14 protein-coding genes, 1 tRNA gene and 2 rRNA genes (1 of these 17 cut by a window edge) are annotated in these 18,679 nt (G+C 60.3%); 12 read left to right on the top strand and 5 right to left on the bottom strand.

Annotation, left to right across the window (positions count from 1 at the left end):
* The first annotated feature begins 238 nt into the window (after positions 1-238).
* Positions 239-3,067, top strand: a complete 2,829-nt coding sequence (locus F3Y30_RS07110; protein ID WP_246752895.1) for a winged helix-turn-helix domain-containing protein — start codon at positions 239-241, stop codon at positions 3,065-3,067.
* Here F3Y30_RS07110 and F3Y30_RS07105 read toward each other — a convergent pair.
* Positions 3,064-4,266 (bottom strand): MFS transporter, encoded by a 1,203-nt coding sequence (locus F3Y30_RS07105; RefSeq protein WP_246752894.1) that lies wholly within the window; start codon positions 4,264-4,266, stop codon positions 3,064-3,066. The two genes, F3Y30_RS07110 and F3Y30_RS07105, sit on opposite strands and share 4 nt — an antisense overlap.
* A gap of 204 nt (positions 4,267-4,470) precedes the next feature.
* Here F3Y30_RS07105 and F3Y30_RS07100 point away from each other — a divergent pair, with 204 nt between their 5' ends.
* From F3Y30_RS07100 to F3Y30_RS07075, 6 genes are all read left to right on the top strand, one after another.
* The gene (locus F3Y30_RS07100) at positions 4,471-5,325 is read left to right on the top strand and encodes a VOC family protein (RefSeq protein ID WP_203425778.1); all 855 of its coding nucleotides are present in this window, start codon (positions 4,471-4,473) and stop codon (positions 5,323-5,325) included.
* 93 nt (positions 5,326-5,418) lie between these two features.
* Positions 5,419-5,847 carry a putative quinol monooxygenase gene (locus tag F3Y30_RS07095; protein ID WP_203425777.1) on the top strand — a complete coding sequence of 143 codons (429 nt, stop codon included), beginning with the start codon at positions 5,419-5,421 and terminating at the stop codon, positions 5,845-5,847.
* 79 nt (positions 5,848-5,926) lie between these two features.
* Positions 5,927-6,646, top strand: a complete 720-nt coding sequence (locus tag F3Y30_RS07090) for an SDR family oxidoreductase (protein WP_203425776.1) — start codon at positions 5,927-5,929, stop codon at positions 6,644-6,646.
* Between the two features lie 94 nt (positions 6,647-6,740).
* A complete protein-coding gene (locus F3Y30_RS07085; protein WP_203425775.1) occupies positions 6,741-6,878 on the top strand; it encodes a hypothetical protein in 138 nt (45 codons plus the stop codon).
* Positions 6,879-6,995: 117 nt separating this feature from the next.
* Positions 6,996-7,835, top strand: coding sequence for an aldo/keto reductase (locus F3Y30_RS07080; protein ID WP_203425774.1), 840 nt, complete (start codon positions 6,996-6,998; stop codon positions 7,833-7,835).
* A 147-nt stretch (positions 7,836-7,982) separates the two neighbouring features.
* Positions 7,983-9,197, top strand: coding sequence for a M24 family metallopeptidase (locus tag F3Y30_RS07075; RefSeq protein WP_203425773.1), 1,215 nt, complete (start codon positions 7,983-7,985; stop codon positions 9,195-9,197).
* A 66-nt stretch (positions 9,198-9,263) separates the two neighbouring features.
* Here F3Y30_RS07075 and F3Y30_RS07070 read toward each other — a convergent pair whose 3' ends face one another.
* Positions 9,264-10,049, bottom strand: coding sequence for a creatininase (locus tag F3Y30_RS07070; RefSeq protein WP_203425772.1), 786 nt, complete (start codon positions 10,047-10,049; stop codon positions 9,264-9,266).
* A 98-nt stretch (positions 10,050-10,147) separates the two neighbouring features.
* Between F3Y30_RS07070 and F3Y30_RS07065 the strand changes: the two genes are divergently transcribed.
* From F3Y30_RS07065 to F3Y30_RS07045, 5 genes are all read left to right on the top strand, one after another.
* Positions 10,148-11,062 carry a LysR substrate-binding domain-containing protein gene (locus F3Y30_RS07065; protein WP_203425771.1) on the top strand — a complete coding sequence of 305 codons (915 nt, stop codon included), beginning with the start codon at positions 10,148-10,150 and terminating at the stop codon, positions 11,060-11,062.
* 91 nt (positions 11,063-11,153) lie between these two features.
* A complete protein-coding gene (locus F3Y30_RS07060) occupies positions 11,154-12,287 on the top strand; it encodes an extracellular solute-binding protein (protein WP_203425770.1) in 1,134 nt (377 codons plus the stop codon).
* Between the two features lie 104 nt (positions 12,288-12,391).
* Positions 12,392-13,237 carry an ABC transporter permease gene (locus F3Y30_RS07055; protein WP_203425769.1) on the top strand — a complete coding sequence of 282 codons (846 nt, stop codon included), beginning with the start codon at positions 12,392-12,394 and terminating at the stop codon, positions 13,235-13,237.
* Positions 13,234-14,061 (top strand): ABC transporter permease, encoded by an 828-nt coding sequence (locus tag F3Y30_RS07050; protein ID WP_203425768.1) that lies wholly within the window; start codon positions 13,234-13,236, stop codon positions 14,059-14,061. The genes F3Y30_RS07055 and F3Y30_RS07050 overlap by 4 nt, the downstream gene beginning before the upstream one ends.
* Positions 14,058-15,155, top strand: a complete 1,098-nt coding sequence (locus tag F3Y30_RS07045; RefSeq protein ID WP_203425767.1) for an ABC transporter ATP-binding protein — start codon at positions 14,058-14,060, stop codon at positions 15,153-15,155. The genes F3Y30_RS07050 and F3Y30_RS07045 overlap by 4 nt, the downstream gene beginning before the upstream one ends.
* A 202-nt stretch (positions 15,156-15,357) precedes the next feature.
* On the opposite strand, the gene F3Y30_RS07040 is transcribed toward F3Y30_RS07045, so the two are convergent.
* The 3 genes from F3Y30_RS07040 to F3Y30_RS07030 all read right to left on the bottom strand — a co-directional run.
* A tRNA-Met gene (locus tag F3Y30_RS07040) sits at positions 15,358-15,434 on the bottom strand.
* Between the two features lie 191 nt (positions 15,435-15,625).
* Positions 15,626-15,740 (bottom strand): 5S ribosomal RNA (gene rrf / locus F3Y30_RS07035).
* Between the two features lie 192 nt (positions 15,741-15,932).
* A 23S ribosomal RNA gene (locus tag F3Y30_RS07030) occupies positions 15,933-18,679 on the bottom strand (it continues 53 nt past the right edge of the window).

Below are 18,679 nucleotides of genomic sequence, written 5' to 3'. Positions count from 1 at the left end.
ACGTGCGCGCTATCCACTAAGGAATCGTTGCAAAGCCTCTCCGGCAGATCGCGCTGGGTTTAACGGCTGATAGCGGTTAGTATCCTGCACCATTGAGGTCTTTGGGAACCATTGTTCACCGACCACTGAACCGTGTCCAATGGAGCCTGGAGCTTCGGTCGTGCGTTCCTATACTTTTGGTCCGTTTGTCTTTGTTCCGGAGCGACAGTCGCTTGTCCGAGATCGGACAGCCGTTCGCGTGGGTAGCCGCGCCCTGGAAATCTTGACGTCGCTGGTCGAGCGCCCCGGTGAACTGGTGAGCAAGGCGGAGCTTGTGGCGCGCGCCTGGCCGGATACCTTCGTCGAGGAAAGCAACCTCAAGGTAAACGTTGCGGCTCTGCGTCGGGCGCTTGGCGATGCGGTGGGCGACGCGCAATACATCGCGACGGTGAGCGGCCGGGGCTACAGGTTCGTGTCGCCCGTGCGCGTTTCGGGACAGGATGGCGTCCCCGTCCCTTTGAAGTCCCAGGGTGCCCGCACGCACAACCTGCCGGTTTCAACGACCCGGCTGGTGGGGCGAAACGATGCGGTCGAAGCGGTGCTGCGCGGTTTTGAGGCGTCGCGTCTTTTAACAATCGTCGGGCCAGGCGGCATCGGAAAGACCAGGCTGGCCCTCGCGGTCGCCGAGCAACTGGCGACAGCCTATGACCAGGGCGTCTGGTTCGTTGATCTGGCAATAGTGAACGACGCCGTTCTCGTGCCGGCAGCGATCGCCGCGGCGATCGGTCTGAGGGTGCATTCAGCGAACATCGAAGCGGCGATCACCGCTTTTGCGGCCGACCGAACATTCATGCTCGTCCTCGACAATTGCGAGCACCTGATCGAAGCAGTGGCCTCCTGCTCGCAAACGCTGCTGGCGGCCGCAGGGAAGGTGCGAATACTCGCCACGAGCCGCGAATCGATACGGATTGTCGGCGAACAGGTCTATCGCCTGCCGCCACTCGACACGCCACCCAAGGAGTGTGCGGTGACCGCAACCCAGGCCCTGGCGTTCCCGGCTATCGAACTCTTCGTCGAGCGCGCGGCCGGAAGCCGCTGCGGATTCACGCTCAACGACGCAAATGCGCCGGTCGTGGCAGAAATCTGCCGCAGGCTTGACGGCCTGGCCCTCGCCATCGAACTCGCCGCACCCCGGCTGGATGCGTTCAGCACATCCGAACTCCTCGACCTCCTGACCGATCAATCTGAGGTCTGGAGCGATATGCGATGCGGCGACCGTCGTCACCAGACCTTGGCCGCGACGCTGGACTGGAGCTATGGACTTCTCGCCGAGCCCGAGCGCGCCCTGCTGCGGCGCCTTTCGATCTTTGCCGGCGCTTTCAGCCTGGAATCGGCCTGCGCTGTAGCGGTCGACAAGGGCCGCGCCCGTTCCGAATGCATTCACGGTGTTGCAAGCCTCGTTGCGAAGTCGCTCGTTTCGACCGAGCGAGGCGAGCTCGGGACACACTACAGATTGCTCGATACGACTCGCCGATACGCGCTGGGGAAGCTTGCCGATAGCGGCGAGCGCGACGGCATGCGCCGGCGCCACGCCGAGCATCTTCTTGAACTCGCCAAACGCGCCGAAGCAGAATGGAAGATCCGTCCGACGACCCAGTGGCTTGCCGAATATGGGGGCAAAGTCGACGATATCCGCAGCGCCCTCGACTGGGCATTTTCCGGAAACCGCAGCATTGCCATCGGCGTAGCACTCACCGTTGCTGCAATCCCGTTCTGGGAACATCTATCGCTTGCGGAGGAATGCCGTGCCAGGGTCGAGGGCGCCCTTCACAGTTCCTTCGCCCCATTCCGTGACACGCGTGACGACATGAAGCTGCATCTGGCACTCGGCACCACCCTGCTTCATACGCGCGGCCCACGACCCGAGGTCCGAGCCGCCTGGACGACAGCCCTTGGCTGCGCCGAGGTGCTCAACGACACCGAGTTCGTGCTGAGCTGCCTTTGGGGATTGTGTGACTACTTCACCTGGACGGGCGATCATCAATCGGCCCTGGCGATGGCGGACAGGATAAGGAGGCTCGCGACCGATCGCGGCGATCACGATGCCCGCAGCAATGTCGACAGGCAGACCGGAACCGCACTGCGCTATCTGGGAGACTTTGCCGAGGCCCGGCGTCACCTCGAACGCATGATCTCCCGATATGTCCCTCCCGTCACCCGCTCGGACATTGCGCGTTTCCAGCTGGACCCGCGATCCGCCGCAAGGGGAACTCTTGCAAACGTCGTCTGGCTTCAGGGGCAACCGGACAAGGCGATTGCCTTGGCGCAGCGTCAGCTCGAGGAGGCACGCGCCGCTCACCACGCACTCGCACTCTGCAATGCCGTCATCCACACCACCTGCCCCATCGCGATGCTGACCGGCGATCTTGCCGATGCGGAGCGCCTGCTTGTCGGCATCGAAGCGCATGTGGCGGAGCACGCCATGACGATCTGGAGTGCCATGGCCCGATACCTGCGCGGAGAGTGGCTCCTGCAGAGCGGCGATGCTTCGGGGCTGACCATCTTGCGCAGCGCGCTCGATGAGCTTCTGGCGGCGGATTTCCGCATGCGTTGCCCCTTCTACATCGGTGTTTACGCTGCCGGGCTTGAGGATCATGGAGAAGTTGACGCGGGACTGGTAGCGATCGACGAGGCAATCGCGCTTTCAACATCAACAGGCGAGATGTGGTGCATGCCGGAACTGCTGCGCATCAAGGCTGATCTGTCACTCAAGCAAGATGGCAGCCGAAGAGCGAAAATCGCGGAAGCCCTCTATGAGCAGGCGCTCGATCTCGCGCACCGGCAGGGAGCCTTGTCATGGGAACTGCGCGCCGCAACCTCTCTCGCAGCGCATTGCCTTCAATCGGGGCAGGGCGAAAGGGGTGGCAAACTTCTGGCTCCGGTTTATCGGCGCTTCAGCGAAGGGTTCACCACCCGTGACCTCTTGAAGGCGCGCGCAATCCTCGATGCCATCGGAGATACCGGCAAGGGAAGCACTGCCACTGTCCGGCAGGCTCGTCGCGGCAGGGATGCACATCCGAGCTCCTAGCGTGTCAACGTTCGCGTCTGGCGATCGAGCATGAGCAGAACCGGCGCGATCGTTGCAACGCCCGCAAAGATCATGAAAGTCTGGTCGTAGCGTGTGCCTCCGGCAGCGACGATGTGCAGGAATGCCGGACCAAGGCCTGCGCCCATGGTCAACGCCATGTAGTTGATGCCGAAGAGTTTTCCGAAGCTTCGCATCCCGAAGCGTTTCGACAGGAGATAGCCGATTGCGTCGCCCTCCGCACCGGTGGCGAGGCCGAAGAAGACGGCACTGACATAGGCCGCGATCAGGCCCTCGGAATTCAACAGAATGAGATGGCCGACAACGGGCGACAGAAAGGCCAGGCTGGTCAATGGCACCGGAGGAAACCGATCAAGCAAGGCCCCGAAGCCGAGACGCATTACAATGAACGACAATCCCACGAGACTCATGACCAGAGCCGCCGCTGCCGGATCGGCTCCGCGATCCGCCAGCAGGACAGGGAGCGAAATGGATCCGGCCGCGGCAGCGAAGTAGTTGAGAAAAAACGCGCCGAGCATGAGCCAGAAGCTTGCAGTCTCGCCCGCCCGGCGAACGGTGTAGCCCTCGACACCCGCACGGTCGGGTCCCCGGACCACCGGCGGGTCACGAATAACGAACAGCGCGACCGGAAGGGTGATTGCCATCGATATCAGGCCGGCCGCCATGAAGGCGAAGCGCCAGTCCCACACGGATATGAGGAAGGCAAGGAACGGAGGCACGGTCGCAATCCCGAGCCCCACAAAGGAAAGCATGACACCCAGCGCGAGACCGCGCCGTGCGGAAAACCATCCAACCACCACATAGGTGTATGGCACGCCGGTCTGCGCGGCGCCCATGAGGCTCGCCACGACGACGGCCGCGATGAAAGCCGTCAGGCTGTGCGACACTATCCCGATCCCGATCAGGCCGATCGCCATCGATATGGACGATACGGTTAGCACCCGGCGCGGGCCGAACCGATCCGTCAGCGCCCCCACAACGGGAGACATGAGACCGTTTACAATGGCGATCGGCGCGACGACCGCGGCCACCACCGTCCGATCCCACTGGGTGTCTTTTGCGATCGGCACGACGAAAACGCTGAAGCCGTAGATCAGTACGATGCCGATGCTGAGATACATCCCCGCGCCTGAACCCAGCACGATTGCAATCTGTCTGGTCCGCCCAACGGTCGTTTCCATGTCCGAACGATGCCCTTGTTAGCGTCGCGTCGCGGGGGCGCGACTTGCCCGGAAAAATTCATCGAACGGAAGCGCGGCCAGCGGTCGGGAAAGCACTGATCGGATCGCGGCTCCGTTCACCAGATTTCACCGATCTTAACAACACCCGCAACCGCGGCAGCGCTAGAATTCCGCCAGTCACCACGTGATCGATAGGAAGAAACCATGTCGAACCAGCAAAAGCCAGCCGCCCCTTTAGACGATCCAGATCGTCGCGCCGTCCTGCGCGCAGCCGGAGGCGTTGCAATTGGTGGAATTGCCGCCGCCCTTTCGGTCAACGCAACCGCGTCCGCTGAGGAAACGCCCGTCGTGACCCGCGATCCGAATTCGCTGGGCGCGCGGCTCCAGGGCGTACAGCATTTTGGTCTCACCGTGCAGAACATGGACCGCGCATATGAGTTCTATACCGCCGTGCTCGGTGGGACAGAAGTCTTTCGCCACGGTGACTTCCAGGGCGACGCAGTCCAGAACACCCTTCTCGCCGACCAGGAGATCCTGGCCAATCAGCTCGGTGTCAATCCGCGGACGATCGGCGTGCCTGACCTTCGGGGTGGCGCGCAACGTCTCGACGTGCGGTTCATCCAGTTCGACAACGTCGTGATCGAACTCTTGCAGTATCGCGATGCCGACCAACCGATGGGCGGCCCCAAGGCTTTCGCCGAACCGGTCGAGCACATGAGCCCGGCTTTCCCGCGAATGATGCACATCTGCTTCCATATCCGGGACGACGTCGACTTCAACCAGTTCATCGCCGATCTGGAGGCCGAGTCCGCGCGACGCGGAATGACGCAGGTGCGGGCAAATCGCATCATTCGCGTTTCGACTGAAGAGGAACGAAAGGCTGCTCCCCTCGACACCAACACCAACAAGGTGACGGTCGCCCCGTCGGATGGCTGGGAGCTGATCTACTGCAAGGGCCCCGAGGGAGAGCAGCTCGAATTCGTCAAGGCGCTTGGACCCGTGAAAAAGCGGTTCTCTGATGCCTTGGCGGCGCATCTGCAGCTTGCAAGCGCCAAGTAGGCGCAACAGCCATCACCATCAACTCTGAGAGCCGGCAGCCATGTTTGGCGGCCGGACCAGCGCTCCGCGCTCGGCGGGAAAAGGAGAACCGACATGTTCACAACGCTGCGGCTGAAGATTCCGATAGTCGTCCTCGCGGGCCTGCTCGCAGGCCCGGTTCTCCATACTGGCGCACTCGCCCAGGAGGGCCCGGGTCAAGGCTACACGAAGATTGCCGGCGGAACATACTCGATCGTCGCCGAAGTCCGTGCCAAGCCCGGCAAGGAAGCGGAACTGCGCGCCATCACCCTTCCCCTCATAGACCTTGTCCGCGGCGATCCAGCAAACCTCGTCTATTTTCTCCAGGAAAATCGCGAGAGCCCCGGGCACTTCATATTCTACGAAATCTTCGCCAACGAAGCGGATTTCGAGGCCCACAACGCCATGCCCTATGTTCAGGAATGGTTTGCCAAACTGCCGGACCTCGCGGACGGCGGAGTGAAAGTGATGCGAATGGAAGTTCTTGCCCCTGCAGCCAATTAGCAGACGCCTCGGATCGCTGCATGGGGACAAGCAACAACCGCGATTCACCAGATCCATCAGACCGGAAAGGGGTTGCGATATGAGACTTCAGGGCAAAGTTGCATTGGTTACCGGTGCCGCAGGCGGTATTGGCTTCGCCACGGCCGAACTGTTCCATCGCGAGGGGGCCATCGTCGTTGCCAGCGACATCAAGCCGCCGCCCACGCCATATCCCGGGGCCATCGAAACGGTCACGCATGATGTCACCAGCGAAGAACAATGGGCAACGGTGGTCGCCGCGATCGTAAAAAAGCACGGGCGACTTGACGTGCTGATCAACAATGCCGGGATTATTGCGTACGAGCCCCTGGACAAGCTGGAGATGAAGGAGTGGCTGCAGATGATCGCCGTCGATCAGACGGGGGTCTTCCTCGGCATGCGGGAGGCAGTTCGCGTCATGCGCAAACAGCAGGCGGGTTCGATCGTCAACATCTCATCGATCTGGGGTAGTGCGGCTGTCGCGGGTGCGCACTCCTATCATGCCGCCAAGAGCGCCGTTCGCAACATGTCGAAAAACGCAGCGATGACTTATGTCTCCGACGGAATCCGCGTCAACTCGGTGCATCCGGGCTTCATACACACACCGCTCACCGATGCGCAGGCAGCCGACCTGAACGAAGCCGTCATCGCCATGACTCCGATGAAGCGTGGCGGAAAACCGATGGAGATCGCCTATGGCTGCCTCTATCTTGCCTCCGACGAGGCCAGCTACGTCACCGGGATCGAGCTGAACATCGACGGCGGTTATCTCGCCCAATAGTTCTGCCGCTGAAAATGCGGCAATCGGCGAGAGCGAAGTCATGCTGAACGATGCGATGCGTTTGGCGACGTACCTTGCGGAAAATCGGGTTAGAGTGTCCCTGGAAGTGTGGCCGGGCATGTTTCATGTCTGGCACAGGCTTGCCGCGATCCTGCCGGAAGGGATGCGGGCGCTCAAGAATGCGAGCGCCTTCATCGACCAGGCATGGGCCCAGAGACGGCTAGCGGCATGAGGCTCTCCACCGGATGACCGGGGATGCTGCGGGTCGGTGCCAGCCGCCCGGGTAAGACGCCGGAACAGCCGATCGGTCCGTGGTCCGCGCAACATCCGATGAAACAGGAGTGATCTGATGTCGAACGTCAACGCATCCCGTGCCGGCACCTTCCGCATCGGCGGCGACCTTGAAGTGGCGCGATTGGGATATGGAGCCTTGCATCTGACCGGACCGGGAAACTGGGGTCCTCCGGCTGATCCTGCCGGCGCGATCAAGCTTCTTCGGCATTTACCGCGCATCGGCGTGAACTTCATCGACACGGCGGATTCCTACGGCCCTGACGTATCGGAGGAACTCATACGCGAAGCGCTGCATCCCTATGACGGCATGGTGGTCGCGACCAAGGCCGGCCTCGTGCGTGACGGTCCCGACATGTGGCGGCCGGACGGCCGGCCTGAACACCTGATTGCGCAGGCAAAAAGAAGCCTCCTGAAACTCGGCGTGGACCGGATCGATTTGTGGCACCTGCACCGGATAGACCCGCAAGTGCCGACAGGCGAGCAGTTTGCAGCCGTCAGACAATTGCTGGACGAAGGCATCATCCGGCACGCGGGCCTGAGCCAGGTATCGGTCGATCAAATAAAGGCCGCGCAGCAACTCTTTCCGGTCAGCACCGTCCAAAACCTCTACAATGTGGCCAACCGTCAGAGTGAAGATGTACTCGTGTACTGCGAGGCAAATGCCATTGGCTTCATACCGTGGCATCCCCTTGCATCCGGCGGTCTTTCCGGCACGCAGTCCCCTCTGGACAATTTCGCTCGACGCAACAGCCTCAAGCCCAGCCAGGTAGCACTTGCCTGGCTTCTCAAACGCAGCCCGGTGATGCTGCCTATCCCTGGCAGCGGCAATATTGCGCATGTCGAGGAAAACATCGCCTCGGCCGACATCGACGTGAGCAATCTGAACGCAGACTAGGCAGCAGGCGTGTGCACTACGAGCCGCGCAGTTCGCCATCGGATGCGATAAGTCTTGCTTATTTTTGCATCAGCTGAATAAATTTCTGAAATGCAAGCGTCGTCGCTAGCTTCGGGCTGTCTCATTCCATTCAAGGAGGAAAGCTCGATGACCGACGATATGTTGCACGTGATGAAATGGCATAATGGCGAGAAGGAGTTCTCCCCCTTCTCTGCCGAGGAAATGAGCCGCCGACAGAATGACCTGCGCGGCTGGATGGCGAAGAACGACGTCGATGCCGCATTGCTCACCTCCTACCATTGCATCAACTACTATTCCGGCTGGCTCTACTGCTATTTCGGCCGCAAGTACGGCATGGTCATCGACCATGAGAACGCCACCACCATCTCGGCAGGCATCGATGGCGGCCAGCCCTGGCGGCGCAGCTTTGGCGACAACATCACCTATACCGACTGGCGCCGCGACAATTTCTATCGCGCAGCGCGCCAGCTCACCCAGGGAGCCAAGCGCGTCGGCATTGAGTTCGATCATGTCAATCTCGACTTCCGCCGTCAGCTTGAAGAAGCACTTCCGGGCGTCGAATTCGTCGATGTCGGCCAGCCCTCGATGTGGATGCGCACGATCAAGTCGCTCGAAGAGCAGACGCTGATCCGCCACGGAACCCGCATCTGCGATCTCGGCGGGGCGGCCTGTGTGGCAGCCGTCAAGGCCGGTGTACCAGAACATGAAGTCGCGATCGCCACCACCAATGCCATGACCCGTGCAATCGCGGAAACCTTTCCCTATGTCGAACTGATGGACACCTGGACCTGGTTCCAGTCGGGCATCAATACCGATGGCGCCCACAACCCGGTCACCAATCGAAAAGTCCAGTCGGGCGATATCCTTTCGCTCAACACCTTCCCGATGATCTTCGGCTACTACACCGCGCTCGAACGCACCCTGTTCTGCGACCATGTCGACGAAGCGAGCCTCGATATCTGGGAAAAGAACGTCGCCGTGCATCGTCGCGGCCTTGAACTGATCAAGCCGGGCGCGCGCTGCAAGGATATCGCGATCGAGCTCAACGACATGTATCGCGAGTGGGATCTGCTGAAATACCGCTCCTTCGGCTACGGCCATTCCTTTGGCGTGCTCAGCCACTATTACGGCCGCGAGGCGGGCGTGGAGCTGCGCGAGGATATCGAGACGGTGCTGGAGCCGGGCATGGTCGTGTCGATGGAGCCGATGGTCATGCTGCCCGAGGGCATGCCGGGTGCGGGTGGCTATCGCGAACATGACATCCTGATCGTCAAGGAGGACGGCGCCGAGAACATCACCGGCTTCCCCTTCGGTCCGGAGCACAACGTCATCAGAAACTGACGCGGCACCCCCTGTAGCGTCGTTTGGTGGCGGGGTTGGCCAAGGCCCTCCCGCCACCTTTTCGCGTCAGCCCTTGCGAGGAAATTCGGTTTCGAGCGCCTGCACGATGGCGTCGACGCAGACCTTGAGCAAAATCTCGCCCTTCTCGGCCGAGGCTTCCTTGGGCGAGGACAGGGTGCCGCAGGAGGGCGTCCATTCGGGCTTGGCGGGATAGACGTCATAGGGCGGGAAACTTGCAGGCGCGTGGTCGACGGCGCGGTCCAGCATGACCTGATGCGGATAGAGCGCCAGCATCAGCGAAGTCTCCAGCACGCCGCCATGTTCGAGATCCCAGCCGGTGAAGCCGTTGGGATAGAGGCGCGCGATCGTCGCCTTGTCGACGAAGTCCCAATAGGAAAGGACGACGATCTTCATGTCGTCGATGCCACCCCATTTGAGTTCGCGAAGCGCGAGATCGATGCCTTCGATGATGAACCAGGAATTCTCGAAATGGCCGTTGACCAGGCAGATCCGGCGCACGCCGTGGCGGGCGAACTCCTTGATCACATCGCGCAACGCCGCGACCAGCGTCGCGCCGTCGAGGCTGGTCGTACCCGGCAGATGGTTGCCGCCGCCGGATTTCTGGTGCGATTTGTAGCCATAGGTGAAAGGCGGCGCCACCAGCGCGCCCGTCCGCCCGGCCACCCGCCGCGCGAACTCGACCGGCAAGAGCACATCGACATTCATCGGCATGTGGCACCCGTGCTGCTCCATCGAACCCACGGGCAGCAGGATCGGCGTCGATCCGTCGCGCACGCGGGCATCGTAATCGGGCCAGGAAAGCTCGGCGGCAAAGACAGTCTGTTCAGGCATGGCAAGCTCCTTTCATGGATCGGGAGCTTTGATTTGATATCAAGCCAAAGATATGGGAAATTTATATTCGTCATCACTGCATAAGGAATGCAAATCCAATGCGGAACATCATCAACTTCCAGACCGACCTGCTGCGCACCTTCGTCTCGGTGATCGATCTCGGCGCCTATACCAAGGCCGGCGATGCCCTGGGCCGCACCCAGCCGGCGATCTCCTTGCAGATGCGCAGACTTGAGGAACTGGTCGGCGCGCCCCTGGTCAGGCAGGTCGGTCGTTCGCTGCTCCTGACCTCGGAAGGCGAGATGCTGTTGAGCTACGCACGGGAAATCCTGCGGCTCAACGACGAGGCAGCGTCCTATTTCAACCGGTCGAAGATATCAGGCGTACTGCGCGTCGGCCTGCCCAACGACTATGCCGTCGCCTTCCTGCAGGGCGTCATTACCGAATACACCCGCCAGCATCCGGAAATCTCGCTCGAGTTGCATTGCGGCTGGAGCGCCGAAATCCTCGAACGCCTTCACGCCGACGAACTCGATATCGTGGTCGGCATGGCCAATAGTGGGCACACGCAGTATCTCTCGCGCTCGTGGATCGAACGGCCGATCTGGGCCGCGGCCGACAATGGCAGTCTCGATACGACCAAGGGCGTGCCGCTTGCCGCCCACCCCGAGGGCTGCGCCTATCGTGCGCGGATGATCCAGGCGCTGGATGGCGCGCAGGTCCGCTGGCGCATCGCCTATACCGGCCCCGGCATTGCCGGTCTGCAGAACGCCGTGGTCAATGGCCTCGGGGTGAGCGCGCTGACCCGCTACACGATGCTTCCCGGCATGCGGGCGCTGACCGAAGAGGACGGCTTTCCGCCGCTCGCGGAGATCCGTGTCGGCCTGTTCTACAAGCATCCGCGCCTGTCGGATGCGGGTATCGGGCTGGTCAACCACATCATCGCGCGCCTTGATGAAGCCGGCGTTTCCGGTGACCCAACGCGCCGGCATGTCGAGCTCGTCCGTCAATAAGCTTCCTTAATGCGAAAATTACGACAATTAATTTTTCAAATGCGTCGACCCTGCATAGCCTTCCCCAAAACAACAGGAAAAGGGGAATGCCATGACCAAAGATCTCTCGACACTTTCCGCAACTCGACGCCAGTTCCTCAGGACGTCAGCCGCCCTCGGCGGTGCGGTTCTCGCCACGCCTCTCATCAACCGCCGCGCCTTCGCCGCGCCAACCGAAGTCACCATGCTCGCCTGGTACGGCCATGCCGAGCCTGACATGGTGGCCGAGTTCGAGGCCGAGCATAACGTCAAGTTCAAGCCGAAATACTATACCGGCGGCGACAACATGCTGGGCCTGATCGCCCAGTCCCCTCCCGGCACCTTCGACATCATCCTGTCCGATGCCGAATATGTGCAGCAGCTCAATGCCGCCGGATACATAGAGGAGCTCGATCCGAAGGATTACCCGTTCGACGATTACTTCCCCGAGTTCCAGCATTTCGCCGGACACTGGCAGGACGACAAGCTCTTCTCGGTCTTCGCCCGCTTCGGCTTCCTCGGCGTCGCCTACAACACCGAGGCGATCACTGAAAAGGAGGCCATGAGCTACAACGTCTTCTGGAACGAGAAGCTCAAGGGGAAGGTCGGCCATTTCGACTGGCACCTGCCCAATCTCGGCGAGATCAGCCTGCTTGACGGCAACAAGTCGCCCTTCGACATCGACGCCGGCGCCTGGGAGAAGCTTAAAGAGAAGACCACGACGCTGCGCCCGCAGATTGGCGGATTCTTCGATTACGGCGGCACCTTCTCCTCGCTCCAGAACGGCCAGATGCTGGCCATGGCCGGCATCGGCGACTGGATCACCGGCACGCTGGAAAAGAACGGCGGCAAGGTCCGCAGCGTCATCCCCGAGGAAGGCGGCCTGCAATGGACGGAATCCTTCTCGATCGGCAAGGGCTCGGCCAAGGCGGACATCGCACAGAAGTGGATCCAGTACATCACCTCGGCCAAGGGCCAAGTGAAGTCGGCCAACATGGCCGCCTATCCGGCGCTGATCCCCAACCGCAAGGGCTGGGAACTGCTCGCCAGGGAAACGCCCGAGGAGGCCAAGCGCCAGGGCATGTTGCTCGATCAGAGCAATGTCATGGACCTCATCCGCTCCGGCCGGATCCACTATCGCCAGTTGCCTATCCAGCAGAGCCTGGAGGAATGGAACGACTTCTGGTCCGAGTACAAGGGCGCATGAGGCCCTCGCTCGCCGCGGCTCTGGGACCGGGCGTGCTGCCCGCTCCCGAGCCAGACCACGCCACGAAGCGGCCGGCGGCCACCTCTCGCCCGGGAGCCCCCAGAATGCGGAAATCGATCACGCTTTACGGCCTGACCTTCTCGGTGCCGCTCCTCCTCTGGCAACTCGCCTTCTTCCTGGCGCCACTCCTCTTCCTGGTGGCGCTCAGCTTCTGGACAGTACGGAACTTCCGCATGGAGCCGGCCTTCGTCTTCACCAACTGGGCGCATGTGCTGGGTCGCGGCATCTTCTGGGATGCGTATCTCAGGACCCTGTCGCTCGCCGCCGCGACTGCTGTCATCACCAGCGCCATCGCTTTTCCCTGCGCCTATGCCATCGCCTTCAAACTCAAGGAACAGGCACGGCGCTGGATCGTGTTCCTGATGGTCCTGCCCTTCTTCACCAGCTATCTCGTGCGCATCTATTCCTGGCAGATCTTCCTCTCCGACAACGGAATCTTCAACGCGCTCTTCGCCAAGGTCGGCCTCGGTCCCTATGGCATGCTGAACTCCGTCTTCGGCCAGATGGTCGGGTATCTGACGCTGAGCCTACCGCTGGTCATCCTGCTCCAGCTCTTCAGCCTCGTCTTCGTCGACAGGAACCTGGTCGAGGCGGCACACAACCTGCGCTGCGGCCGGTTGCGGACCGTCTTCGAGGTGATCATCCCCGCCGCCAAGGTCGGCCTGGTGGTCGCGGCCCTCTTCTGCTTCATCCTGACCTTCGGTGATTTCGTCAGCCCGCTCTATCTCGGCGGCGGCGATCCTCCGACGCTGTCTATCCTCATCACCGACACGACCAAGTCCGGCCAGCAGTGGCCCCGCGCGGCGGTCATCGCGCTCGTCATGATCGCGACCCTGCTCGCCGTTGCTTTCACCGTCGTGCGCTATGCCTACAGGGAGCGCGGAAAATGACCCATAACCGCAACATCGCAATCGACTGGGCGCTGAAGGCCTATATCGTGCTCGCGCTCGCCTTCATCTTCGCGCCCATTGCCGCGAGCTTCGTTTTCTCGTTCAATATCGACCGCTTCCCCTCGCTTCCGCTCGGCGGTTTCTCGACCGTCTGGTACGACGCGGTCGCAAACGATCCGCTGGTCTTCGAAGGCCTGCGCAACACGTTGATCGTCGGCGTCGTGGTCTCCGTGCTCTCGACCCTGTTCGGCTTCGGCGCCGCCTACACAGACTTTCGCTACCGCTTCTTCGGCAAGACGGTCTATGTCGCGCTCGCGATGCTGCCGCCAACGATCCCGGTCGTGATCCTCGGCCTCGCCATGCTGGCCTTCCTCTCCAACATCAGCCTCTCTGGCGCAATCCATTCCGTCATCATCGCCCATGTCGTGATGTGCGCGCCCTTCGCCATGGCAATCACCCGGCTGCGACTGTCGCAGATGGATCCGTCATTGGAAGCCGCGGCCTGGAACCTCGGCGCCTCGGAATGGATGGCCATGCGCCACGTCATTGTTCCCTTCTGCAAACCGGCCATCTTCGCCTCGCTGATGATCACCATGGCAGTTTCTTTCGACGAATTTGCCGTCTCCTGGTTCGTCTCGGGCCTCAACGAGACGCTGCCGGTCAAGGTACTCGGCTTCCTGCAGGGACAGGTGAGCCCGCGCATCAACGTCATCGGCACCTTCGTCTTCCTCGCCTCGATCACGCTGGTGATCCTCGCCCAGATCCTCATCATGAAACGCAGCAACGCGCCGGTGACGGCCAACAACGGAGCAAGCAGCTCATGACCCAGCAACAACCTCTCGTCACCTTCGACGGCGTCGCCAAGCGCTATGGCAATTTCACTGCCGTCAGCCCGATCAACCTCGAAATCCGCAAGGGCGAATTCCTCGCGATCATGGGTTCGTCCGGCTGCGGAAAGACCACGACACTCAGGATGCTGGCCGGACTGGAGACGCCCAGCGAGGGCGAGATCCGCCTCGCCGGAAAGCGCATCAACGATCTGCCGACCTGGCAGCGCGACACGCCGATGGTCTGGCAGAGCCTGGCGCTATTTCCCTTCCTCACCGTCCGCGAGAATGTCGAGTTCAGCCTGCGCATGCGCGGCGTCGCCAAGGCCGAGCGTCGGGAACGTGTCGAAAAATGGCTCGACCGCATGCAGATAACGGAATTCGCCGAGCGTAACGTCGCCCATCTCTCCGGCGGCCAGCGCCAGCGCGTCGCGCTCGCGCGCTCGCTGGTCACCGAGCCGGAGATCCTGCTGCTCGACGAGCCGCTCTCCGCACTCGACGCCCATCTCAAGGTCAGGATGCAGACCGTGCTCTCGAACCTGCAGCGCGAACTCGGCATCACCTTCGTCTATGTCACCCACAGCCAGTCGGAGGCCTTCTCCATGGCCGACCGGGTCGTGATCATGAGCCGTGGCAAGATCGAGCAGATCGGCACGCCGCAGGAGATCTACCGCGCACCGCGGACGCGCTTTGTCGCGGAATTCCTCGGATCGTCGAACATTTTCCCGGGGAAGGTCTCCGGCGTTGATGCCGGCACGATGAGGATCGCGACGCCTGCCGGCGAATTCCATGTGCCCGGTGAAAGCGCGAAACACCTGTCCCCCGGCGACAAGGTGACCTTTGCCATTTCGAGCGACCGCATCAACCTCAGCCGGGACCGCCCATCGCGCGACTGGAACTCGCTGGAAGCTTCCGTCGTCGGCGAAGAGTTTGTCGGAGCAACCGCCGTGGTCCACCTCGAAGGTTCGGCCCAGATCGAGATCAAGGCACAGAAGAGCCACGATGAGCTCGACAGCCTCAATCTCGAGCCTGGCGCTCCCATCTGGGTGTCCTGGCGGCCGAACGCATCGCACATCCTGCCGGGCGAGTGATGAAATGCCTGCCTCAGCGCGATCCATAGCCTCAATATCAGGCCGACCACTGCCCCGCAGCGAACTGTTCGCGATCAGGCTGCCCTGGGGTCTGACGCCCCTCCCCTCTCAGCCTTGCCGCTTTCCAGCATGGTCGTGTTTTCGGATGCGCTTTAACGCAGAAAGCCCCGCCGGATTTCTCCGAGCGGGGCTTTGTGATGTTTGGTTGCGGGGGCAGGATTTGAACCTGCGGCCTTCAGGTTATGAGCCTGACGAGCTACCGGGCTGCTCCACCCCGCGTTACCTGGCTTTTGCCTTGGCAAAATACCGACCGGTTTTTGCCATTGGGCAAAATACCGTTGAGTTCGAAGACCTCGAAGCTGTCGAGGATTATAACGCATAAAGGCCGCTTTGCGCGGCCCTTTTTTTGATCGGCTTGGGCCGAGTGTGTGATGAGAAGGGGATCTATGTTTTCAACTTGCCTTTAGCAGACCTGGCAGCGACCTACTCTCCCGCGTCTTAAGACGAAGTACCATCGGCGCTGGGGCGTTTCACGGCCGTGTTCGGAATGGGAACGGGTGCAGCCACCCCGCCAGAACCACCAGGTCGGCTAAGGGCAAGTTGATGAGAAGCTGGTAATGATCTTGCGATCATGTTTTGTCTTTTGTGAACACGTCTTTGGAGCAACAAACCGGACAAATGCCTTGCATTTGCCGGGCCCGTCGCAAAGGCTTTCGCCTTGGCTCTATCAGGACCAACGCTGACGCGTTGGCCTTGAGATGAGCATTTTCAATGAGAACGATCAAGCCAATCGAGCGATTAGTACCGGTAAGCTTCACACATTGCTGCGCTTCCACACCCGGCCTATCAACGTGGTCGTCTTCCACGGCTCTCAAGGGAATACTCGTTTTCAGGTGGGTTTCCCGCTTAGATGCCTTCAGCGGTTATCCCTTCCATATATAGCTACCCTGCTATGCCCTTGGCAGGACAACAGGTCCACCAGAGATATGTCCATCCCGGTCCTCTCGTACTAGGGACAGATCCTGTCAATATTCCTACACCCACGGCAGATAGGGACCGAACTGTCTCACGACGTTCTGAACCCAGCTCACGTACCGCTTTAATTGGCGAACAGCCAAACCCTTGGGACCTGCTCCAGCCCCAGGATGCGATGAGCCGACATCGAGGTGCCAAACAACCCCGTCGATATGGACTCTTGGGGGTCATCAGCCTGTTATCCCCGGCGTACCTTTTATCCGTTGAGCGATGGCCCTTCCACGCGGGACCACCGGATCACTATGACCGACTTTCGTCTCTGCTCGACTTGTCAGTCTCGCAGTCAGGCGGGCTTATGCCATTGCACTCGACGACCGATTTCCGACCGGTCTGAGCCCACCATCGCGCGCCTCCGTTACTCTTTCGGAGGCGACCGCCCCAGTCAAACTACCCACCATACACTGTCCCGGACCCGGATGACGGGCCGCGGTTAGACATCCATGACGATAAGGGTGGTATTTCAAGGATGGCTCCACAGAAACTGGCGTCCCTGCTTCAAAGCCTACCACCTATCCTACACATGCCGACACGAATGCCAGTGTAAAGCTATAGTAAAGGTGCACGGGGTCTTTCCGTCTGACCGCAGGAACCCCGCATCTTCACGGGGAATTCAATTTCACTGAGTCTGCGTTGGAGACAGCGGGGAAGTCGTTACGCCATTCGTGCAGGTCGGAACTTACCCGACAAGGAATTTCGCTACCTTAGGACCGTTATAGTTACGGCCGCCGTTTACTGGGGCTTCGATTCAAAGCTTGCACCTCTCCTCTTAACCTTCCAGCACCGGGCAGGCGTCAGACCCTATACGTCGTCTTGCGACTTCGCAGAGCCCTGTGTTTTTGATAAACAGTCGCTACCCCCTGGTCTGTGCCACCCCAACATACTTGCGTAGATTGGGGTCACGCTTCTTCCGAAGTTACGCGTGCAATTTGCCGAGTTCCTTCAACGCAGTTCTCTCAAGCGCCTTGGTATACTCTACCTGACCACCTGTGTCGGTTTCGGGTACGGTCTATAATGGTGGAGCTATTTCCTGGAACCGCTCCGCCGCCCAACCAATCCAATAAGGTTGAACAACTTGTGCGATCCGTCACTACCACCAGGCCCACGAATATTAACGTGGTTCCCATCGACTACGCGTGTCCGCCTCGTCTTAGGGGCCGGCTAACCCTGCTCAGATTAACTTTAAGCAGGAACCCTTGGTCTTTCGGCGAGAGGGTCTCTCACCCTCTTTATCGTTACTCATGTCAACATTCGCACTTCCGATACCTCCAGGACCCCTCACGGGTATCCCTTCACAGGCTTACGGAACGCTCCGCTACCACGTGGTATTGCTACCACATCCTCAGCTTCGGTGCATGGCTTTAGCCCCGTTACATTTTCGGCGCAAAGACCCTTATTTAGACCAGTGAGCTGTTACGCTTTCTTTAAATGATGGCTGCTTCTAAGCCAACATCCTGGTTGTTTTGGGATCCTCACATCCTTTCCCACTTAGCCATGACTTGGGGACCTTAGCTGGAGGTCAGGGTTGTTGCCCTCTTCACGACGGACGTTAGCACCCGCCGTGTGTCTGCCGACTAGTACTCCTCGGTATTCGGAGTTTGGTTAGGATCAGTAAGACGGTGAGTCCCCATAGCCCATCCAGTGCTCTACCCCCGAGGGTATTCGGTCGACGCACTACCTAAATAGTTTTCGCGGAGAACCAGCTATTTCCGAGTTTGATTGGCCTTTCACCCCTAGCCACAAGTCATCCCAATCTATTGCAACAGATGCGGGTTCGGTCCTCCAGTTGGTGTTACCCAACCTTCAACCTGCTCATGGCTAGATCACTCGGTTTCGGGTCTAATGCGACGAACTGAACGCCCTGTTCAGACTCGCTTTCGCTGCGCCTCCACCTATCGGCTTAAGCTTGCTCGTCACACTAAGTCGTTGACCCATTATACAAAAGGTACGCCGTCAGGCTTGCGCCCTCCGACTGTTTGTAGGCAACCGGTTTCAGGTTCTCTTTCACTCCCCTTGTCGGGGTGCTTTTCACCTTTCCCTCACGGTACTTGTTCGCTATCGGTCATGCACGAGTACTTAGGCTTGGAGAGTGGTCTCCCCATGTTCAGACAGGATTTCACGTGTCCCGCCCTACTCAAGGACATCAGGTATTCTACGTGTACGGGGCTATCACCCGCTAAGGCCGGACTTTCCATTCCGTTCCACTTCATCGCCTGATGCCACTGGCCTGGTCCGCGTTCGCTCGCCACTACTTACGGAGTCTCGGTTGATGTCCTTTCCTGCAGGTACTTAGATGTTTCAGTTCCCTGCGTTCGCTTCTTACCCCTATGTATTCGAAGGTAAGATACCTTATCACAATGCTTGGAAACCCAGGCCGTCCTTGCGAACAGTCTGGATTTTCCAAGCATTTAAGGTGGGTTGCCCCATTCGGAGATCCATGGATCAAAGCTCATTCGCAGCTCCCCACGGCTTATCGCAGCGTATCACGTCCT

The sequence above is a fragment of the Sinorhizobium sp. BG8 genome, assembly GCF_016864555.1.
In the GTDB taxonomy this organism is placed as follows: domain Bacteria; phylum Pseudomonadota; class Alphaproteobacteria; order Rhizobiales; family Rhizobiaceae; genus BG8.
Note: the sequence above shows the minus strand (reverse complement) of the source record. Positions and strands in the feature narration are given on the sequence as shown.

Bases quoted from the DNA above. Each gene is read 5' to 3' on its own strand.
- F3Y30_RS07100 (WP_203425778.1), top strand. From the start codon at position 4,471: ATGTCGAACCAGCAAAAGCCAGCCGCCCCTTTAGACGATCCAGATCGT.
- F3Y30_RS07055 (WP_203425769.1), top strand. From the start codon at position 12,392: ATGCGGAAATCGATCACGCTTTACGGCCTGACCTTCTCGGTGCCGCTC.
- F3Y30_RS07060 (WP_203425770.1), top strand. From the start codon at position 11,154: ATGACCAAAGATCTCTCGACACTTTCCGCAACTCGACGCCAGTTCCTC.
- F3Y30_RS07070 (WP_203425772.1), bottom strand. From the start codon at position 10,049: ATGCCTGAACAGACTGTCTTTGCCGCCGAGCTTTCCTGGCCCGATTAC.
- F3Y30_RS07065 (WP_203425771.1), top strand. From the start codon at position 10,148: ATGCGGAACATCATCAACTTCCAGACCGACCTGCTGCGCACCTTCGTC.
- F3Y30_RS07050 (WP_203425768.1), top strand. From the start codon at position 13,234: ATGACCCATAACCGCAACATCGCAATCGACTGGGCGCTGAAGGCCTAT.
- F3Y30_RS07090 (WP_203425776.1), top strand. From the start codon at position 5,927: ATGAGACTTCAGGGCAAAGTTGCATTGGTTACCGGTGCCGCAGGCGGT.
- F3Y30_RS07045 (WP_203425767.1), top strand. From the start codon at position 14,058: ATGACCCAGCAACAACCTCTCGTCACCTTCGACGGCGTCGCCAAGCGC.
- F3Y30_RS07075 (WP_203425773.1), top strand. From the start codon at position 7,983: ATGACCGACGATATGTTGCACGTGATGAAATGGCATAATGGCGAGAAG.
- F3Y30_RS07105 (WP_246752894.1), bottom strand. From the start codon at position 4,266: ATGGAAACGACCGTTGGGCGGACCAGACAGATTGCAATCGTGCTGGGT.
- F3Y30_RS07080 (WP_203425774.1), top strand. From the start codon at position 6,996: ATGTCGAACGTCAACGCATCCCGTGCCGGCACCTTCCGCATCGGCGGC.
- F3Y30_RS07095 (WP_203425777.1), top strand. From the start codon at position 5,419: ATGTTCACAACGCTGCGGCTGAAGATTCCGATAGTCGTCCTCGCGGGC.